This is a genomic window from Halosaccharopolyspora lacisalsi (assembly GCF_014137975.1).
GTDB classification, from domain to species: domain Bacteria; phylum Actinomycetota; class Actinomycetes; order Mycobacteriales; family Pseudonocardiaceae; genus Halosaccharopolyspora; species Halosaccharopolyspora lacisalsi.
Genome location: NZ_JACGWZ010000010.1, coordinates 53263 through 67126, shown reverse-complemented (window position 1 = coordinate 67126; position 13864 = coordinate 53263). Strand labels below are relative to the sequence as shown.

The 13864-nt window shown below is 68.7% G+C and carries 19 protein-coding genes; 8 read left to right on the top strand and 11 right to left on the bottom strand.

Going from position 1 to position 13864, the window contains the following annotated elements:
- Nucleotides 1-59 precede the first annotated feature (59 nt).
- The gene (locus tag FHX42_RS25215; RefSeq protein WP_328796738.1) at nucleotides 60-1472 is read right to left on the bottom strand and encodes a helix-turn-helix transcriptional regulator; all 1413 of its coding nucleotides are present in this window, start codon (nucleotides 1470-1472) and stop codon (nucleotides 60-62) included.
- A gap of 156 nt (nucleotides 1473-1628) precedes the next feature.
- Between FHX42_RS25215 and FHX42_RS25210 the strand changes: the two genes are divergently transcribed.
- Both FHX42_RS25210 and FHX42_RS25205 read left to right on the top strand, forming a co-directional pair.
- Nucleotides 1629-1766, top strand: a complete 138-nt coding sequence (locus FHX42_RS25210; RefSeq protein ID WP_182546969.1) for a hypothetical protein — start codon at nucleotides 1629-1631, stop codon at nucleotides 1764-1766.
- Between the two features lie 119 nt (nucleotides 1767-1885).
- Nucleotides 1886-3172 (top strand): YcaO-like family protein, encoded by a 1287-nt coding sequence (locus FHX42_RS25205; RefSeq protein ID WP_182546968.1) that lies wholly within the window; start codon nucleotides 1886-1888, stop codon nucleotides 3170-3172.
- Here FHX42_RS25205 and FHX42_RS25200 read toward each other — a convergent pair.
- Nucleotides 3131-3883, bottom strand: coding sequence for a hypothetical protein (locus FHX42_RS25200; protein ID WP_182546967.1), 753 nt, complete (start codon nucleotides 3881-3883; stop codon nucleotides 3131-3133). The two genes, FHX42_RS25205 and FHX42_RS25200, sit on opposite strands and share 42 nt — an antisense overlap.
- A 185-nt stretch (nucleotides 3884-4068) precedes the next feature.
- On the opposite strand from FHX42_RS25200, the gene FHX42_RS25195 reads away from it, so the two are divergent.
- The gene (locus FHX42_RS25195) at nucleotides 4069-5046 is read left to right on the top strand and encodes an Abi family protein (RefSeq protein ID WP_182546966.1); all 978 of its coding nucleotides are present in this window, start codon (nucleotides 4069-4071) and stop codon (nucleotides 5044-5046) included.
- Between the two features lie 23 nt (nucleotides 5047-5069).
- Here FHX42_RS25195 and FHX42_RS25190 read toward each other — a convergent pair whose 3' ends face one another.
- Complete coding sequence (locus FHX42_RS25190; protein WP_182546965.1) at nucleotides 5070-5258, bottom strand: hypothetical protein; 189 nt, start codon at nucleotides 5256-5258, stop codon at nucleotides 5070-5072.
- 337 nt (nucleotides 5259-5595) lie between these two features.
- Here FHX42_RS25190 and FHX42_RS25185 point away from each other — a divergent pair, with 337 nt between their 5' ends.
- Nucleotides 5596-5829 carry a hypothetical protein gene (locus tag FHX42_RS25185; RefSeq protein ID WP_182546964.1) on the top strand — a complete coding sequence of 78 codons (234 nt, stop codon included), beginning with the start codon at nucleotides 5596-5598 and terminating at the stop codon, nucleotides 5827-5829.
- Here the strand turns inward: FHX42_RS25185 and FHX42_RS25180 are convergent.
- The 3 genes from FHX42_RS25180 to FHX42_RS25170 form a co-directional block, all read right to left on the bottom strand.
- On the bottom strand, nucleotides 5826-6422 hold the full coding sequence (locus FHX42_RS25180) for a hypothetical protein (protein WP_182546963.1): 597 nt from the start codon (nucleotides 6420-6422) through the stop codon (nucleotides 5826-5828). The two genes, FHX42_RS25185 and FHX42_RS25180, sit on opposite strands and share 4 nt — an antisense overlap.
- 36 nt (nucleotides 6423-6458) lie before the next feature.
- Nucleotides 6459-6941, bottom strand: a complete 483-nt coding sequence (locus FHX42_RS25175; protein ID WP_182546962.1) for a hypothetical protein — start codon at nucleotides 6939-6941, stop codon at nucleotides 6459-6461.
- Nucleotides 6942-7113: 172 nt separating this feature from the next.
- On the bottom strand, nucleotides 7114-7344 hold the full coding sequence (locus FHX42_RS25170) for a hypothetical protein (RefSeq protein WP_182546961.1): 231 nt from the start codon (nucleotides 7342-7344) through the stop codon (nucleotides 7114-7116).
- Between the two features lie 122 nt (nucleotides 7345-7466).
- Between FHX42_RS25170 and FHX42_RS25165 the strand changes: the two genes are divergently transcribed.
- A complete protein-coding gene (locus FHX42_RS25165) occupies nucleotides 7467-8504 on the top strand; it encodes a tyrosine-type recombinase/integrase (protein WP_182546960.1) in 1038 nt (345 codons plus the stop codon).
- 287 nt (nucleotides 8505-8791) lie between these two features.
- The gene (locus tag FHX42_RS25160; protein WP_182546959.1) at nucleotides 8792-9052 is read left to right on the top strand and encodes a hypothetical protein; all 261 of its coding nucleotides are present in this window, start codon (nucleotides 8792-8794) and stop codon (nucleotides 9050-9052) included.
- A 293-nt stretch (nucleotides 9053-9345) separates the two neighbouring features.
- Here the strand turns inward: FHX42_RS25160 and FHX42_RS25155 are convergent, their stop codons facing one another.
- From FHX42_RS25155 to FHX42_RS25135, 5 genes are all read right to left on the bottom strand, one after another.
- Entirely contained in the window at nucleotides 9346-9933 is a 588-nt protein-coding gene (locus FHX42_RS25155) for a DUF3800 domain-containing protein (protein ID WP_182546958.1), read from the bottom strand.
- Nucleotides 9930-10304, bottom strand: coding sequence for a hypothetical protein (locus FHX42_RS25150; RefSeq protein WP_182546957.1), 375 nt, complete (start codon nucleotides 10302-10304; stop codon nucleotides 9930-9932). Before FHX42_RS25150 ends, FHX42_RS25155 begins: the two co-directional genes overlap by 4 nt.
- Nucleotides 10305-10352: 48 nt before the next feature.
- Entirely contained in the window at nucleotides 10353-10988 is a 636-nt protein-coding gene (locus FHX42_RS25145) for a hypothetical protein (protein ID WP_182546956.1), read from the bottom strand.
- A gap of 238 nt (nucleotides 10989-11226) precedes the next feature.
- Nucleotides 11227-12249 (bottom strand): peptidoglycan DD-metalloendopeptidase family protein, encoded by a 1023-nt coding sequence (locus FHX42_RS26900; protein ID WP_235987966.1) that lies wholly within the window; start codon nucleotides 12247-12249, stop codon nucleotides 11227-11229.
- Complete coding sequence (locus tag FHX42_RS25135; RefSeq protein WP_182546955.1) at nucleotides 12246-12821, bottom strand: hypothetical protein; 576 nt, start codon at nucleotides 12819-12821, stop codon at nucleotides 12246-12248. The genes FHX42_RS26900 and FHX42_RS25135 overlap by 4 nt, the downstream gene beginning before the upstream one ends.
- Before the next feature lie 202 nt (nucleotides 12822-13023).
- Here FHX42_RS25135 and FHX42_RS25130 point away from each other — a divergent pair, with 202 nt between their 5' ends.
- Both FHX42_RS25130 and FHX42_RS25125 read left to right on the top strand, forming a co-directional pair.
- Nucleotides 13024-13539 carry a hypothetical protein gene (locus FHX42_RS25130; RefSeq protein ID WP_182546954.1) on the top strand — a complete coding sequence of 172 codons (516 nt, stop codon included), beginning with the start codon at nucleotides 13024-13026 and terminating at the stop codon, nucleotides 13537-13539.
- Nucleotides 13540-13563: 24 nt separating this feature from the next.
- Nucleotides 13564-13854, top strand: a complete 291-nt coding sequence (locus tag FHX42_RS25125; RefSeq protein ID WP_220480881.1) for a hypothetical protein — start codon at nucleotides 13564-13566, stop codon at nucleotides 13852-13854.
- Nucleotides 13855-13864 lie beyond the last annotated feature (10 nt).

Genomic DNA, 13864 nt, shown 5'->3' with positions numbered 1-13864 from the left:
GCGGAAACACCGAGACGGCGTTTCCGCGTGTGCGCACGGTTGTCCGGTCGTGTCGGTGGCTACTCCACGGGCCGGCTCGGTGGTGACTCGTCGAGTAGCCTCTCGCGGTGCTGCTGGGCCAGTCCGATGGCCGCGGTCGCGCCGGGAGAGACCGCACCGAGGCTGCGGGCGTGGGTGAGGCTGTCGGGCCCGAACGGGACACGGCAGGTCGGGATGTGGCCTTCGTCGTTGGCCGTGACGGTGACGGCGAACAGGTCGTCGTAGACCTCGGGGGCGATGACGGCGACGGTGAGGATGTCGGCGGCCAGCGTCAGCGCGTCGAGGGTCACGCCGAGGCAGTACACGCGGATCTGCCCGCGCGCTCGGGCGCGCTCCATACCGGCGAAGGGCTCCTGTTCGTAGTCGATCGGGGAGCCGTCACCGCCGCATGTGGTGTCGCCGAGCAGTTCCTCGACTGCTTCGCGTTGGATGTTGCGCCAGAGCGAAAAGTCCTGGTCCAGCGCCTGGGGGTGCACGCTGGAGGGTTGGAACAGTCCGGCGGGCATCAGGTGCAGCAGGCTGCCGCCGCCGGCGACCCGGTGGCTGTCGCGGTGGTGCAGCACCATGCTCGGCGCGGTGCCGCCGCGGATGGTCAGGGTGCCGATCGCGCCGAGTACCGCGCGTCGCGACAGCGCGAACGGGTCGCCGACATGACTCCGAAACGGCAGGTGGGGGTGCTCGGTCTCCGTCGAGGGTGCCTCGGCGGCGGCCAGTTCGTGGGCCAACCCTTCGTTGATGTCGACGCCGTCGTAGAAGCCCATGGTGGAAAACCGCAGGCTCTGGGTGTTCCAGTCGATGCCGGTCAAACGGAAACACAACCGGTTCTCGAACAGGCGCGGCATGGCGAGATCCCGGATGGCGTGGCTGTAGCGCCGGTAGGGGGTCGTGGCCGCGTGGGCGGGGCGCACCCCGATGCTAGGTGGTTCCGAGCCGTCGATACTCGGTGCCGGGGCCTCGGGTTCGTAGGCGATCCGCATGGCCGACAGCTCGACCGGAGTGGGCGGGATCCACGCGGACGTGGTGATCGCACCACTGCCGTCGGCGCCGGGCACCGTGTAGTCCGTGGCGTAGAACCGTGCCGCGGCGGCGGCGAGAGCATGGCGGCGCCCTGCTAACGCGGCCCGGGTCCTGCACCACCGGTGTTGGTCCACCGCCACCGCGGAGGCCTCACCGCTGTGGGGATGCTCGTCGCCGCCGGCGGGGTCGGTGAAGCCGAGCTCGCCAGGTGCGCACCCGAAGAACGTCGCCAGCAGGCGGCGATACAGCGGCACGGGGCAGGCGACGTCGCCGCGTTCCCAGCGCCCGATGGTTTTTTTGGTCACCGCGACGCTGCCACCAGCGAGATCGCTGAGCGCTCGCGCGAGCTCGTCCTGCGACAAGCCCGCTCGCTCGCGCAGCGCCACCAACCGGGTATTCGATGCGTGCTCCGCCACCGGCCGAGCGTATCGCCGTGCCAAGCATCTGCCCGCAGTGTCCTCGACCTGTCCCCACGATGTCCCTTTCGATGTCCTCGAAACCGGGCGTGCCAGTTGGTGCACTGTCCGCAGTGGCGGGACCGGCCCGCCACCCCGTAGGAAAGGAGACCCGCCGTGGGCGGTTCCGACTTCGATCACCCCCGCAGCACCACCACGCCGGTGCTGGCCTTCCCCGAGCAGGTCGCCATCGACCAGCTCGCCACCCGGATGCCCGTGACCACCGACCACGAGCAGCCCGCCCTGGCGCGCTGACCCAGCACGCCACACGACAGGTCGGCGGGAAGGCCCAGGACCCCCACTCCCCCCGGGTCCTTCCCGCCGACCGCCCCCATACCTGCCCCTGACCGACCTGCTCACGCGAAGGACCCGCCGTGCCGATCACCGAGATCACGACCGAACGCGAAGTGTCCTTGTCCGAGGCTGCCGAGCGCGCGCACCGCCTACTCGACCAGCGAGGATGGCAAGCCCACTATGACGATCTCGGCCACGGCGCCACCGTCACCGCGTGGCGCTGCACCCTGCACGACGCCCACGGCCATCCGATTCCCGGCGGCACCGGAGCGGGCAAGGGCCACACCGACGCCGCCCGCGTCGGGGCGGTCTTCGAGGCGATCGAGCACTACACCAGCCGCCACCCCGAGCTGCACCACGCCGACATCGCACCCCACCCGGCCGGGACCGTGGCCGAAGCCCTCGGCCCCGACCCGATCACCGCGGTACTGGCCGCCGACCCCGAGGTCCCGGTGGGCTGCGTGCGCTATCACGCCGCCGAGGAGCCCCAGCACGAGCTGCTGGCCCCCGCGGCACTGTCGGTGCCCTACTACTGCGCCGAGGACCACGCCGACCAGCGCCGAACCCTTGGTGATCACGCCGACTACCGGGTGCTGGCCCGCTACGCCTCCAACAGCGGCAGCGCCATCGGCACCAGCCACAACGAAGCCCTGCTCCACGCGCTCAACGAAGCCATCGAACGCGACGCCCTCTCACTGCTGCTCGTGCGCGCGTTCCTGGCCGAGCGGGCCTACCGACCGCAGGTACTCGATGTCGACACGCTGCCCGGTGAGCTGGTTGAGATGACCACCGCCGTCGAAAACCACCTCGGCGATTCGGTGTGGCTGGTCGAGATCACCACCGACATCGGCGTGCCCACCGTGCTGGCCTACACACCCCCCAGCACCCACCACCCCCGCCACCGACGCGGACTCGGCACGTCCCTGAGCCGCCACCACGCCATCTACCGCGCCCTCGGCGAACTCCTACAAGGCGAACTCGTCGGCGAAGTCACCCTGACAGAACAGCTCGCCCACCTCGCCGATTACCACACCGGGCTGCACCGATGCGCCACGTTCGACCTCGGCGCCCACCTCGCCCACGCCGAGACCATCCCGTACCGACCCACCCCCGGCCACCAGGCCCCCGCCGACCAAGTCGAGGCCGTGCTCGCCCACCTCCGGGCGGCCGGATATACCGCCTACACCCGCACCCTGGGCCAGCACACCCTCCCGATCGTGCACGCCCTCGTGCCCGGGCTCGAACGGTTCATGACCATCCTGCAAGGAGTCCTGAACCTACCCGGCCCCCGCGCACACCATCACCGCAACGCACCCGGCGAACACCTACCGGCCCAGCGCACCAGCCCCGAACCCAACGGAAGCTGACCTCGCCAGCGGACTCGCCCGGAGGTCGTTGCGGCGCTGCTGACCAGGGGGCACGAGCGGCCGTGGTTGATGATCGTGGCCGCGTCCCGGCCGGCGGCGACCAGTTCGCGCAGCCGGGCGGCCGCCGTTTCCAGTTGGTCGGCCGTCCGGGCCAGGTTCGGGGTGACGTGCTCGGCGCGGGGATCGTCGGTGCTGCGCACGGTCGTGATCTCCAGTAGCAGTGTCACCGCTTCGGCGCCCGCTGGAGGCCGCGCTTATCACTCCGAGATCGACCGGGAGCCGTTGCTGGATCGCGGCCAGCTCGGAGGCGTGGCACATCGCGGTGTAGTGCAGCAGGATCGCCACGCCCTCGGCATCGGCCCCGGCGGCCTGCCAGGCCTCAGCCCGATACCGGTTGTCGACCCCGGCATCGTGGGCGGCGACTTCGGTGTGCAGCACCCGGGCCCACGCCGTGCCGTAGAGGGCATTGGCCAACCGAGCCGACAGCTCCGCGGTGCCCTCGTTGTGTTCGGCGATGGCCAGCCGCTGCGCTGTCGGCTCCTCGGCGTAGGCGCCCAACGCGGCCAACGCCCCGGAAAGTTCGTGAATCGCCGGTGACAGTGCCGCGCGGGCCAGGTCCAGGCCGACCTCCCAGACACGCTCGCGGAGCTGGCGAGCCCGGTAGGCCCGGGCGGCGCGGCAGCCCGCACACCGACGCCGACGACCGGACATCACCCCACCATGCGCCCTGACGTGCTCTGTTGCCGTGGGAAGGCTCGGGCCGCGAGGAACACCGGACCCGGCTCTCTGGTGCTGACGGCATCTTCTGCTAGTATGTCTACTAACACGGCCAGCCCCTCTGATCATTGTGATCACGGGCTGGTTTTCTTTTGCCCGGACACCGGGAGAGGACGTCCTTGCCTGCGTCATACACCAAGCCGCACTTGGACCTGCCTGCCCAGGTGCAGCTGCTGTCCTCCCGCGGGCTGAGCATTTCCGATTCTCAGCACGCGCAGCGCGTCCTGCGCACCGTGGGCTACTACCGGCTCAGCGGCTACTGGTATCCCTACCGCCAACCCGACCCGACCGGCGTGGGACGAGCGGACGACTTCCTGCCCGGCACCAGCTTCGACCAGATCGTCGGCCTCTACGACTTCGACCGCCGATTGAAACTGCACCTGCTCGACGCCCTCGAACGCATCGAGATCGCCGTACGCGTCCAGCTCGGCGACGTCCTCGGCCGCCGCAGCGCCTACGCCCATCTCGACCCGACCAACCTGGACCCCGGCTTCGACAAGTCACCTGGAGGCAAGCCTAGCCGCTACCAGGAGTGGCTGCGCCGTATGCAGGAGGCCCAGCAGCGATCACGCGAGGACTTCGTCAAGCACTTCCGCACCAAGTACGACGGTTGGCTGCCGACGTGGGTCGTGACCGAGATCCTGGATTTCGGTGGGGTCTCCACCCTCTACAGCGGCCTCCAGCGGCGCGATCGTGACGAGATCGCGGCCGACCTCGGCGCTCTCGACGCCACCGGAGCAGGCAACGGCTCAGCCCTCAAAAACTGGCTGCAAGTGATCAACTATCTGCGTAACACCTGCGCCCACCACTCGCGGCTGTGGAACCGAAATATGGACGTTCAGCTCGCCCCGAAACATCTGGGACCGATCAGCCGACTGGCGCACCTGCACACCGGGCCGCCCACTCAGCTCTTCCGGGTTTTCGGGCCCCTGTGCCTCGTGCTCTTCCTCCTCGCCGAGACCACCGACGACGACGCGTGGCAACAGTGGCGTGCCAGTCTCCTGGACCTGCTGACCACGGCCCTGCCGCCGACCGGACGAGACCTGGTCGAGATGGGCTTCCCGCTCGACTGGCGCACCTGGTCTCTGTGGCGTTGACCCGGCTGGGAACCCAACGCCTCCTACTTCTTCTGCTCCCTCCACTCCTTGCACTCCTGGCGGAGCATGGCGAGCGCCAAAGAGGCATTGGCCACGGCGAGTGCCGCCTGGGCACGTTCCTCGCTCGTCGCGCACTGCTCCCAGGTGTTCTGAGCCATGTCGTAGGCCCGTACAACGTTCTCGTAGTCGGAAATAGGATTGGGGGGAGCCATGGTGCGGCCCTTCCTGTTGTGAGCGAGTGTCGTATTCAATCTTGCACGAAAGACGTGGCAGGCGGAGGCGGTTCGGTGCCGGCCTCGTCCTCGCAAGCTTCCTGCTCTGTACCTCGACGGCCGCCGCCCAACCGGCCTCGCCGGATGCGCTCAGCCCCGTGTCCGTGACCATTCTGGACCTGACGGACATCCCGCATCGCCGCAGCTAAGCGGGGGGCGAGCTCGTCCTTGTTCTGTTCGCTCATCGCGTCAGTGTCTCGCCGATGCACCGTGGGGCTCAAGTTCGTGCCGATGGTGTTGTCGACGAGCAGAGGGATCGACCGGAGGGTAGGCGGGGATGGCGGAGTCGGTGCGGGCCGATGCGGTACAGCGATTGCGGAAGCTGCTCACCGAGCTCGCCCCGCGTGATCCAGCGGCGGCCGCGCTCGCCGTTGATGCCCTGGTCGTCGAGCTCGGCGCAAAGGAGACTGCCGCGGTGGTCGCGGTGGTGCTACCGGACGGGCCGGCCGAACTCAGTGCCTACCTCCGTACTCACCGGGCGCAGGATCGTCCGAGCTGGTCGGGCCCCTAGCCGCGGGCCAGGCGTTGCAGCCCCGGATGGTCCAGCCCGGCTCGCCCGTGGCACAGATACCGCAGCGCCACCGCCCACCAGAACACCCCGAGCCCGGCCAGCCGCAGCGGCTCACCCCCGACTCGAGGGTGCAGATCCACGGTGCCGGTGCCGAAATGCCGCTTGGCGGTCTTTTTGCCCAGGTCCGGCACGACCTCGACCGCAGCCAGAGGCAGGTCTTCCCACCGGTTGTCGAGGAAGGAGCACACCCGGTGATTGGTCAACAGGTGCGGGTGCGCTCCGTAGTAGCGCCACTGGGGCGCGGCCCGGCGCGCGGCCTGCCGCCGGGTCGCCGCGGCCGAGACGGCGTGGGTGAGCGCGGCACCGGCCACGAACCCCGGGGAACCGACCGCGGCATAGCCGGGCACGGAGTAGGACACGTGCGCCGACCGGAACCGGCCGACGTCGAACCACCCCTGAGCGCACAGCACCTCACCGGGCTGCAACCAGCGCAGCGTCTTATCCCCACCTAAAAGCTGGCCGTTTCGCAGATTGCTGTACAGCAGCAGCGCTTCGTTCCACTGCTCCCGCAGGTCCTGCCGGTACTGACGCATCACTGCTCCTTGATGGGCACTGGTCGAGGTGGCGGGTCATACGACGACAAGCCCCAGCAGCAGGCATCCCGCGCCGCCGCCGACCAGGGCCAGGCCGATACCGAGTTCCCCGTAGGCCAGGGCCACGACGCGCTCCGTCCGCGCCGCGCGAAACGGCCCGCGTGGGCGCTGTCCGCGCACGGGTCGGTGCAGGTCGAACCGGTAGACCTCGCCGAGGCGGGCGGCCCCCAGCAGCAGCCCGAAAACACCGGCCAGGGAAAGCGCCACGGCCAACACCGTGGCCCCCGCCTGCTCCACGGCCTGGGTAGCGCTCCCATCGAGGGTGTCCATGCCGGGCGGGACGGGCGTGTACACCACATAAGCGAGCATGATCAGGGGTAACCCGAGTCCCGCGGCCAGGATCGTCAACCCGTCACGTCGCCGAAGCTGGCTCCCCGTAGCCAGGAGGAGTCCCATTGGGACGGCAAACGCTGCGACGGCGAGGGAGGCTGCCAGCAGCCAATACTGCAATGCGGTCATAACGCGATTCTCCGTGGCGAGGTAGCGAACAAGGCGGTGACTGCTCGGCGCGGCGTACTGGTGGCTGACGAGTTTCGGCGCCGGCCGGTACCCCTGCTGCACCGCCTGCTGCGTCTACATCTCCGCCGGGACCTCGTTGGGCTCATAGATCGGCACTCCGTGAACGTCAAGGTTACGCATCATCGCTGGGCTCCTCGTCCGTATCGGCGTGGTCGTCGTCATCGGTCCGATTAGTCTCATAGTGCTGTTCGGCCACATGGGCCGGAACGAGTGCCATGCGGCGTTTGCCGTTCCGTGTCAGATACAGGTATCCGCCTGCTCCAACCACGAACGAGGCATCGTCCCGTTGGGAAGCAAACTCCGTCATGGTCAGTTCATCGCCTGACTCCAGTTCCTTGCTCATGGTGTGATCGTAGCACAGGCTCGTCCCATTTGGATCGTACGATCCGCGTGGTAGAGTGGAGATCATCACGAGCCCCTGATAATCCCCATTAACTGGGGCTAGTGAAGACGAAGGGAAGGAACGTGGAACAGCTCCCCGAATCGCAGCGATCGAACGGTGTGCTGCAAGCAGCCAATAGCGATGATCGCTACAATCCACACGGATTGACCGATCTGTGGCTTCAGACGCTCGCACGCAAGTCAGCCAATACGTGCAAACTGTACGAACGCGCGCTCTCGTCGTGGTTGACGTACTGCCACGGCCAGAACGTCCACCCGTTCGAGGCGCGTCGCGCCGACGTGGACGATTGGCTGCTGTCGCTCGGACCGAAGTCCGCGAGCACCCTGAACAGCTACCAGTCGGGCGTGCGGAACTGGTACCGCTACCTCGGCCGTAATGGCGCCACCGAGGCCGACCCCGTGGGAGCGGAGAACCGCTCGCCGGTCGACCGCGACGTGTCCAACACGGCCAGCCTCGACCAGGAGGAAATGAGCCGCCTGCTCGACTACGCGAGCAAGCACGCCGACGAGACCGGCACCGAGACCGCCGTACGCAACTGCGCGATGCTGCGGCTCATGCTCACCACCGGAGTCCGCTCGGCCGCCGTACTGGCCAGCACGGTCGGCCAGATCCAGATCAACCGAGGCCACCGGGTACTGGAGTACCGCAACAAGGGAGGCAAGCGCCGCCAGGTGCCACTCGCCCCATACGTCACCGTGACACTTGACCGCTACCATCAGATCCGCGCCGACCGGCACGGAATCCGGCGCGATGAGCTATCCGGACTCCTCTTCGTCTCCGCGCCCTACCGGGGTCCGACGAAGACCGGCGATCGTCAGCTCGACTCGAAAGACCTCGGAGAGATCCTGCGCCGCTATGCCCGCAAGGCGGGCATCGAGTCGCACGACCAGCTCGTGCCGCACTCGACCCGACACAGCGTCATCACGAACGCGCTCGCGCAAGGGATCTCCCTGCCGAAGGTGCAGGACCTCGCCGGACACGCGGACCCGCGCATGACCCGGCTCTACGACCATTCGCGGAACCGGCTCGATGACTCGCCCGCCTACCAGATGGCGGCATTCATCAGTGAGCACAGCAACTACCACCCGCAGCGCGATTAGGCCCCGTACTCCTGAAACTGCCCTGAGCCGCAAAGTAGCGGAGGCTCGGGCGTGGCTATGACCGGTGCTCGATGGCCCTGTACTCCTGGAGCTGTCCTGAGGGGCGGAGTGGCCATGATCTCGGGGCCGGCCGGGACGGATGCCCCCTGATATCGGAAGTCGTATGCGGACACTATGGCCGCGGCGCTCTCTCGATATCGGAAGCACCCTGGTGCGCTGTGTTCTGATATCCAGCAGTATCGGAACCTGGGGGACGCTTGTGTCGCGGCAGGAGGTGTTGAGTACCGATGCGGACCTCTGCGATCGTCACCGTCCTCGTCGTGCTCTTGGGAGGGCTTGGCTACTTCGTCGGCGGCCAGTGGATCGCTCCGTTCCAGGACCGTGCAGTGAGCATCTGTGCCGAATTGGACGGAGACCACTCCGGAAGCGAGGTTTCCTGGCGCATCGGTATCCCCGCCGGATGGGTCTGCCACCACCCCGGCGGAGAAACCTTCCTCGGCTGGACCGCCCCCTTCACCGAGTCCTACTACGACGCGCACGTCGCCTGACCGGAAACGGACGCTCCGAGCCGATCGACTCACTCTGCCCCTCAGGACAGCTTCAGGAGTACGAGGCCTCGATAGCGTGCGCGTGTGCAGCGCGAGTGGCAGCCAGATGAGCTGGTGGGAGGAGAAACCGGATATGCCGGAAAGGGGCCACGCTGCTCGTTCCTGCTGGCCGGTCCCGGTCGCATCCGAACTCTCGGTGGGCTATACTGGGGTCAGCCACGGCTTCGCGGAGTCGGTGGAAGTGAGCCTGGGAAGTTCCCGCCGGACGACGGGGTCCCGGGCTCGCGGTGTTTCTATACCTGGTCAGTCGCGTGCAGGGTGTGCAGCGTGACCAGCGGTTTCAGGGTCTGCAGGTAGTCGGAGTGGCCGCCGCGATCGGCGGTGACGGCCCCGCAGACGATGTCGGCCAAGGCGAGGACCGGCTCGTTGGGCCCGCTGACGTGATCCATCCGCAGTGCGCTGGTCAGACGTTTTTGCGCCCGCATCGCCGCCAGCAGCTGCTGATCGGCGAGGTTTTGCTTGCGTTGGCGAGCCTCGAGGACGACGTGATCGATGCCGGTCTGTTCGAGCTCAGCCAGCAGGCGCTGCAGACACAGACGTCGACGGCGTTCACTGCGTTCTCCGTCGAGGCCGCCGAGGCGAACGACGACCAGGTGCAGCACGTCGAACTCGGCCACGGCCGTGGCCAGCTGCGCCCGTCGCTCGGCCGACTCGTTGTGCCAGTGCAACTTGCGTTGCCCCGGCAGGCACCAGGATCTCACAGCTGTGGTGAGGGACTCGTGTTGTGCCTGTTCGACCAAGGCCGCGGCCAGCAGATACACGCCGGGATCGTCGTGGCGAGCGGGTTCGGACTCGTCGACATAGGCCGTCCAGCGGCTCATCCTCGCTCCTCCGGTTCCGCCGACGTGTTCTCTGCGGGCAGGGCCAAGAATCGATCCCGGACCGCAGCGGCATCGCCGAGGCGATCGGTCAGTTTCTTCAATCGCTGGTCCGGGCCGCGCACGAGCAGGCGACTGCCGGACTGGGACCACGCCGCAGCCAGCGGCGGCAGCGTTGCTCCCTGCTCCCGTGCGGCGACCAGCAGCCAGTCGGCCAGCCACCCCAGGTCCCGGCTTGCCCGGCGCACCTCGGCCAGCTCGGCGACGACCGCCGCGCCGTCGCACTCGCCGGATTCGATCCGGGCTTGCAGTTCGAGGACCCACTGGTGGAGTCGTTCCCGTCGCGGGACGGGGGAGTTGGGAAATGCCACCATGGCCCGGTTTATAGCAGTTATAAACATATTGGGGTGCAGGCGCACGGATTACGCATGCTGATCGGGATGATCCCTCTCGGGACTACCGGTGAGGGTACTGACCAGTTCCTGCTGCACGCGGCGGTGTTCGCGTCGGCGGCGCCGGGTTTGCCATCCGGTGTGGGCGGCTCCGAGGGCAAGGCCGAGGGCGGTCACCGTGTAGATCACGGACTGGAAGCGGTCTTGGACGGCGAACCACGGTTGAGGCCAGGCCTGCCACAGCACCCCGTAGCCAGCGGTGAAGGTGATCAGCATCGTGCCGACGAGCCAGAGCACAGCGATCCCCCAGGGCGGGATCATGCGCTTGGGCACCGGCAGTGCCAACTGCACGTCCCGCTGTCGGGCCTGCTCGGTTTCCCAGCCCTGGGTGATCCGGGCGGCCAGGAAGAACGCTGCGGCCGGGACGCAGAGCCCCCAGAAGGCGGTCAGCACCGCCCAGCGCGGGGGCTCGGGAAGGAGCAAAACGGCGAAGAGGGTCACCAGCCCCACGCCGGTCAGCCCGAGTCCAGCGGCCTCATACCGGGCCGACCGCGTCCGGTCGGCCCGGCAGCGCCAGATGCGCCACTGGGTGCGGGTTCCGGCCCCGAGCAGAGTCATGAAGAAGGCCGTGAACAGGGTGAAGGCCAGAATATGGGGCAGATCCATGCGCGGTACCTCGGATCAATCGGTGCCGGTGTTCGGGGTGTCGGTAAGGGTCGTGTCACCAGGTGCAGACGGGCCTGTGGAACCTGGTGACACGACCCTTACCGACACCCCTGTTCCGATGGCCGAACCCGAAGTGCAGCGCGGTCAGCGTGTCGCCGGCGCCGTCCTCGGCTGCGGTAGTCATGGGCAGTACAACCGCCGGATTTCGTTCGAATGTTCCTCACGTCCGGGGCGGTGGCTAAACCTGGGTACTCCCGCATAGTGGTGGGGCGCCGTGCTGGCGATGGAACGCTCGGGGATCGACGGCCGCGCCGTCGACGTTGATTTGGTAGTGCAGGTGCGGCCCGGTGGATTGGCCGCGGTTGCCGCGGGTGGCGATGACCTGACCGGCGCGGACGTGCTGGCCGGGGTCGACGGTGGCGTGGTGGATGTGGCCGTAGATGGTCACCACACCGCCGGGATGTTGGAGTTTGACCCACTGGCCGTAGCCGGAGGCGGGGCCCGCCTCGAGGACGGTTCCGGCCGCGGCGGCGGTGATGGGGGTGCCGACGGGTCCGGCGATGTCTTGGCCCTGGTGGAATTCGCCCCAGCGGCTCCCGTAGCCGCTGGAACACGTGCCGGGCACAGGGGTGGTCCAGCCCTGGTTGGGAGAGCGGTGGGGAGCGGGTTGGGCCAGGGTGCGCGCGAGGCCGCGGATGCGGCGCACGTACTGCTGGGTTTGCTGATACGGCGGGATGCCCTGGTACTCCAGCACGGGGCCGAGCCCAGCGTTGTAGGCGGCCAGCGCCAGGGTGATGTGGTCGCCGGGTAGGCCCGCCTGGCGGACCTGGGTCAGCTGGCGGCACATGTAGGCGGCCTGGGTCGGGATGGCGTCGCCGGGTTCCATGGGTGAGGTCGCGCCGTTGCCGTTGTAGTCGCGTCCGACGGCATCCCAGGTGGCGGGCATGAACTGGGCGATGCCGTGGGCGCGGGTTCCCAGGTAGGTCACGGGCCCGATGGCGTCGGGCTCCCAGTTGGACTCGGTCTGGATCTGGGCGGCCAACAGGGGCGCGGTGATCGCGGGGCAGGTGGTCGCGGCCTGTTGGATCAACCCCACGTAGCGCTGCGGGATCGTGCCGGGTTTGAGTTGCCCGGACAGGCCCACGGTGCCGGTGTTGGCGTTGTTGCCGCTGGTCACGATCACGATGAGTAGCCCGAGCAGGGCCACGACCGGGCCGATGATCACTACGACGACTGCGGTCAGGAGGCGGGCCGGGCTCATGCGGGGGCCTCGCCGAGGTCGGTGTCGACGTCGTCGACGCGCCACTGGCCCTGGTGGCGGGTCAGGGTGCAGTACACCGTCACCGGGGCCAGTTCGGCCCGCGTCTGCGGGCCGACGGCGGTGCGGGCCACGGTCGCGGCCGCGAACGCCTGCTCGGCGGTGTCGGCGGGAGGCGGGGTGCCGATGTAGGGCTGTGGGTGGGGCTGGATGTGGACGTGCTGCTGCCATTGGGCCCACTGCTCCGGCGGGCGCTTCGGCTGTCGGGTCAGCCGGTCCTGCAGGGCGGGAGTGCCGAGGTCGGTGGCGGCGCGGCGGCGGGCGTCCTGCGGGCTGCTGTCGCGGCGGGTGTCGACGGCGACCCAGGTGGCAGCGAACGCGCGGCACACGGACTTCGCGGGAACCGTGGAGGCCCGCGTGGGCCCCGTGGGGTTTGGGGCCACGACAGTGGGCTGACGGGGCGGGGGCGCCGGTGGGGCCGAGTGGGGGTGAGCGCCGAGCCAGTAGGCACCGACGGCTAGCCCGGCCAGCCCGAGTCCCGAGGTCAGGAGCGCGGCCAGCACGCGAGAGGGCATGAGGTTCCTTGGAGCGGAGACGGAGTGTCTCCGTGATCGTCACGCACACGCGTCGCTTCGGGGAGTCCTTCCGGGGCGTTAACCGCGATAGTCACTAGGTCAAGTCTTCCGCCAGCCCGTGGCGGCATCCAAGCTCAAAGGGCCCCAGGGGGATATCGGGGTTCCGCGCACATCGGTGCAGCCATGCGGGAGGACAGTGCCAGTGCGGCAGCCATGGGTGGCCGGCGTGGCCGGCGGGGTGGGTACCTCCACCGTGGCCGGTGCGTTGCAGGCCGCTGATCTGGGGGTGTATCGCGGCGGCCCGGTCGACGCGGTGGTCTGCCGCGACACCGTGTCGTCATTGGGGCGGTCCCACCAAGCCGTTCAGCACGCCGGGACGTCGCCGGTGCTGCTGGTGGTGGCCACCAGCCGGGCACCGACGAGTAAGCCCGCCGCGGCGCGGATCACCATGGTGCGTCCGTATGTGGGCGCGGTCGTGGCGGTGCCGTGGGTGGGCCGGTGGTGCGAGCTGGTGGACCCGTGGACCCAGGCCGCCCAGGTGTTGGCCACGGCTCAGCCGGACAAGCATCTGCAGCCGTTCGCCGCGGCGATGCGCCAGGCCCACCGCGAGTTGGTGGCCCAGCTGCGCGCCACGACACCGGTGGCCGCCGCAGCGCCCCCGGTCTCCCCGGCGCGGGGAACCGCCTCGCCCGTGGCCGGTGCTGACCGACCGTCGTAACCGAGAAAGGACGTCTCTGTGCTGGTGCACACGGCCACCGAGGTGCTGGCCCAACAGGCCCCCGTGATCCCGAATCCGTCTCCGGGAGTGCCTAGGGAGCTGCAGGATTTCGGTAACACGGTGGTGGCCGCGCTGAAATGGTTGCTGCTCGTGTCCGGCGTCGGTGGGCTGCTGGCCTGCTCGATCATGATCGCGATCGGACGGCGTAACCGCAACCAATTGGCGCAGCAGGGCATTTTCGACGCTGGGTTCGTCCTGATCGGCCTCGCGTTGGGGTCGATGGCTGCCACCCTGGTCGGGATTTTCGCGATCTAGAGCAGGAGGC

Bases quoted from the DNA above. Each gene is read 5' to 3' on its own strand.
- FHX42_RS25200 (WP_182546967.1), bottom strand. From the start codon at position 3,883: ATGTCCGGTCGTCGGCGTCGGTGTGCGGGCTGCCGCGCCGCCCGGGCC.
- FHX42_RS25190 (WP_182546965.1), bottom strand. From the start codon at position 5,258: ATGGCTCCCCCCAATCCTATTTCCGACTACGAGAACGTTGTACGGGCC.
- FHX42_RS25185 (WP_182546964.1), top strand. From the start codon at position 5,596: ATGGCGGAGTCGGTGCGGGCCGATGCGGTACAGCGATTGCGGAAGCTG.
- FHX42_RS25180 (WP_182546963.1), bottom strand. From the start codon at position 6,422: ATGCGTCAGTACCGGCAGGACCTGCGGGAGCAGTGGAACGAAGCGCTG.
- FHX42_RS25175 (WP_182546962.1), bottom strand. From the start codon at position 6,941: ATGACCGCATTGCAGTATTGGCTGCTGGCAGCCTCCCTCGCCGTCGCA.
- FHX42_RS25170 (WP_182546961.1), bottom strand. From the start codon at position 7,344: ATGAGCAAGGAACTGGAGTCAGGCGATGAACTGACCATGACGGAGTTT.
- FHX42_RS25160 (WP_182546959.1), top strand. From the start codon at position 8,792: ATGCGGACCTCTGCGATCGTCACCGTCCTCGTCGTGCTCTTGGGAGGG.
- FHX42_RS25155 (WP_182546958.1), bottom strand. From the start codon at position 9,933: ATGAGCCGCTGGACGGCCTATGTCGACGAGTCCGAACCCGCTCGCCAC.
- FHX42_RS25150 (WP_182546957.1), bottom strand. From the start codon at position 10,304: ATGGTGGCATTTCCCAACTCCCCCGTCCCGCGACGGGAACGACTCCAC.
- FHX42_RS25145 (WP_182546956.1), bottom strand. From the start codon at position 10,988: ATGGATCTGCCCCATATTCTGGCCTTCACCCTGTTCACGGCCTTCTTC.
- FHX42_RS26900 (WP_235987966.1), bottom strand. From the start codon at position 12,249: ATGAGCCCGGCCCGCCTCCTGACCGCAGTCGTCGTAGTGATCATCGGC.
- FHX42_RS25135 (WP_182546955.1), bottom strand. From the start codon at position 12,821: ATGCCCTCTCGCGTGCTGGCCGCGCTCCTGACCTCGGGACTCGGGCTG.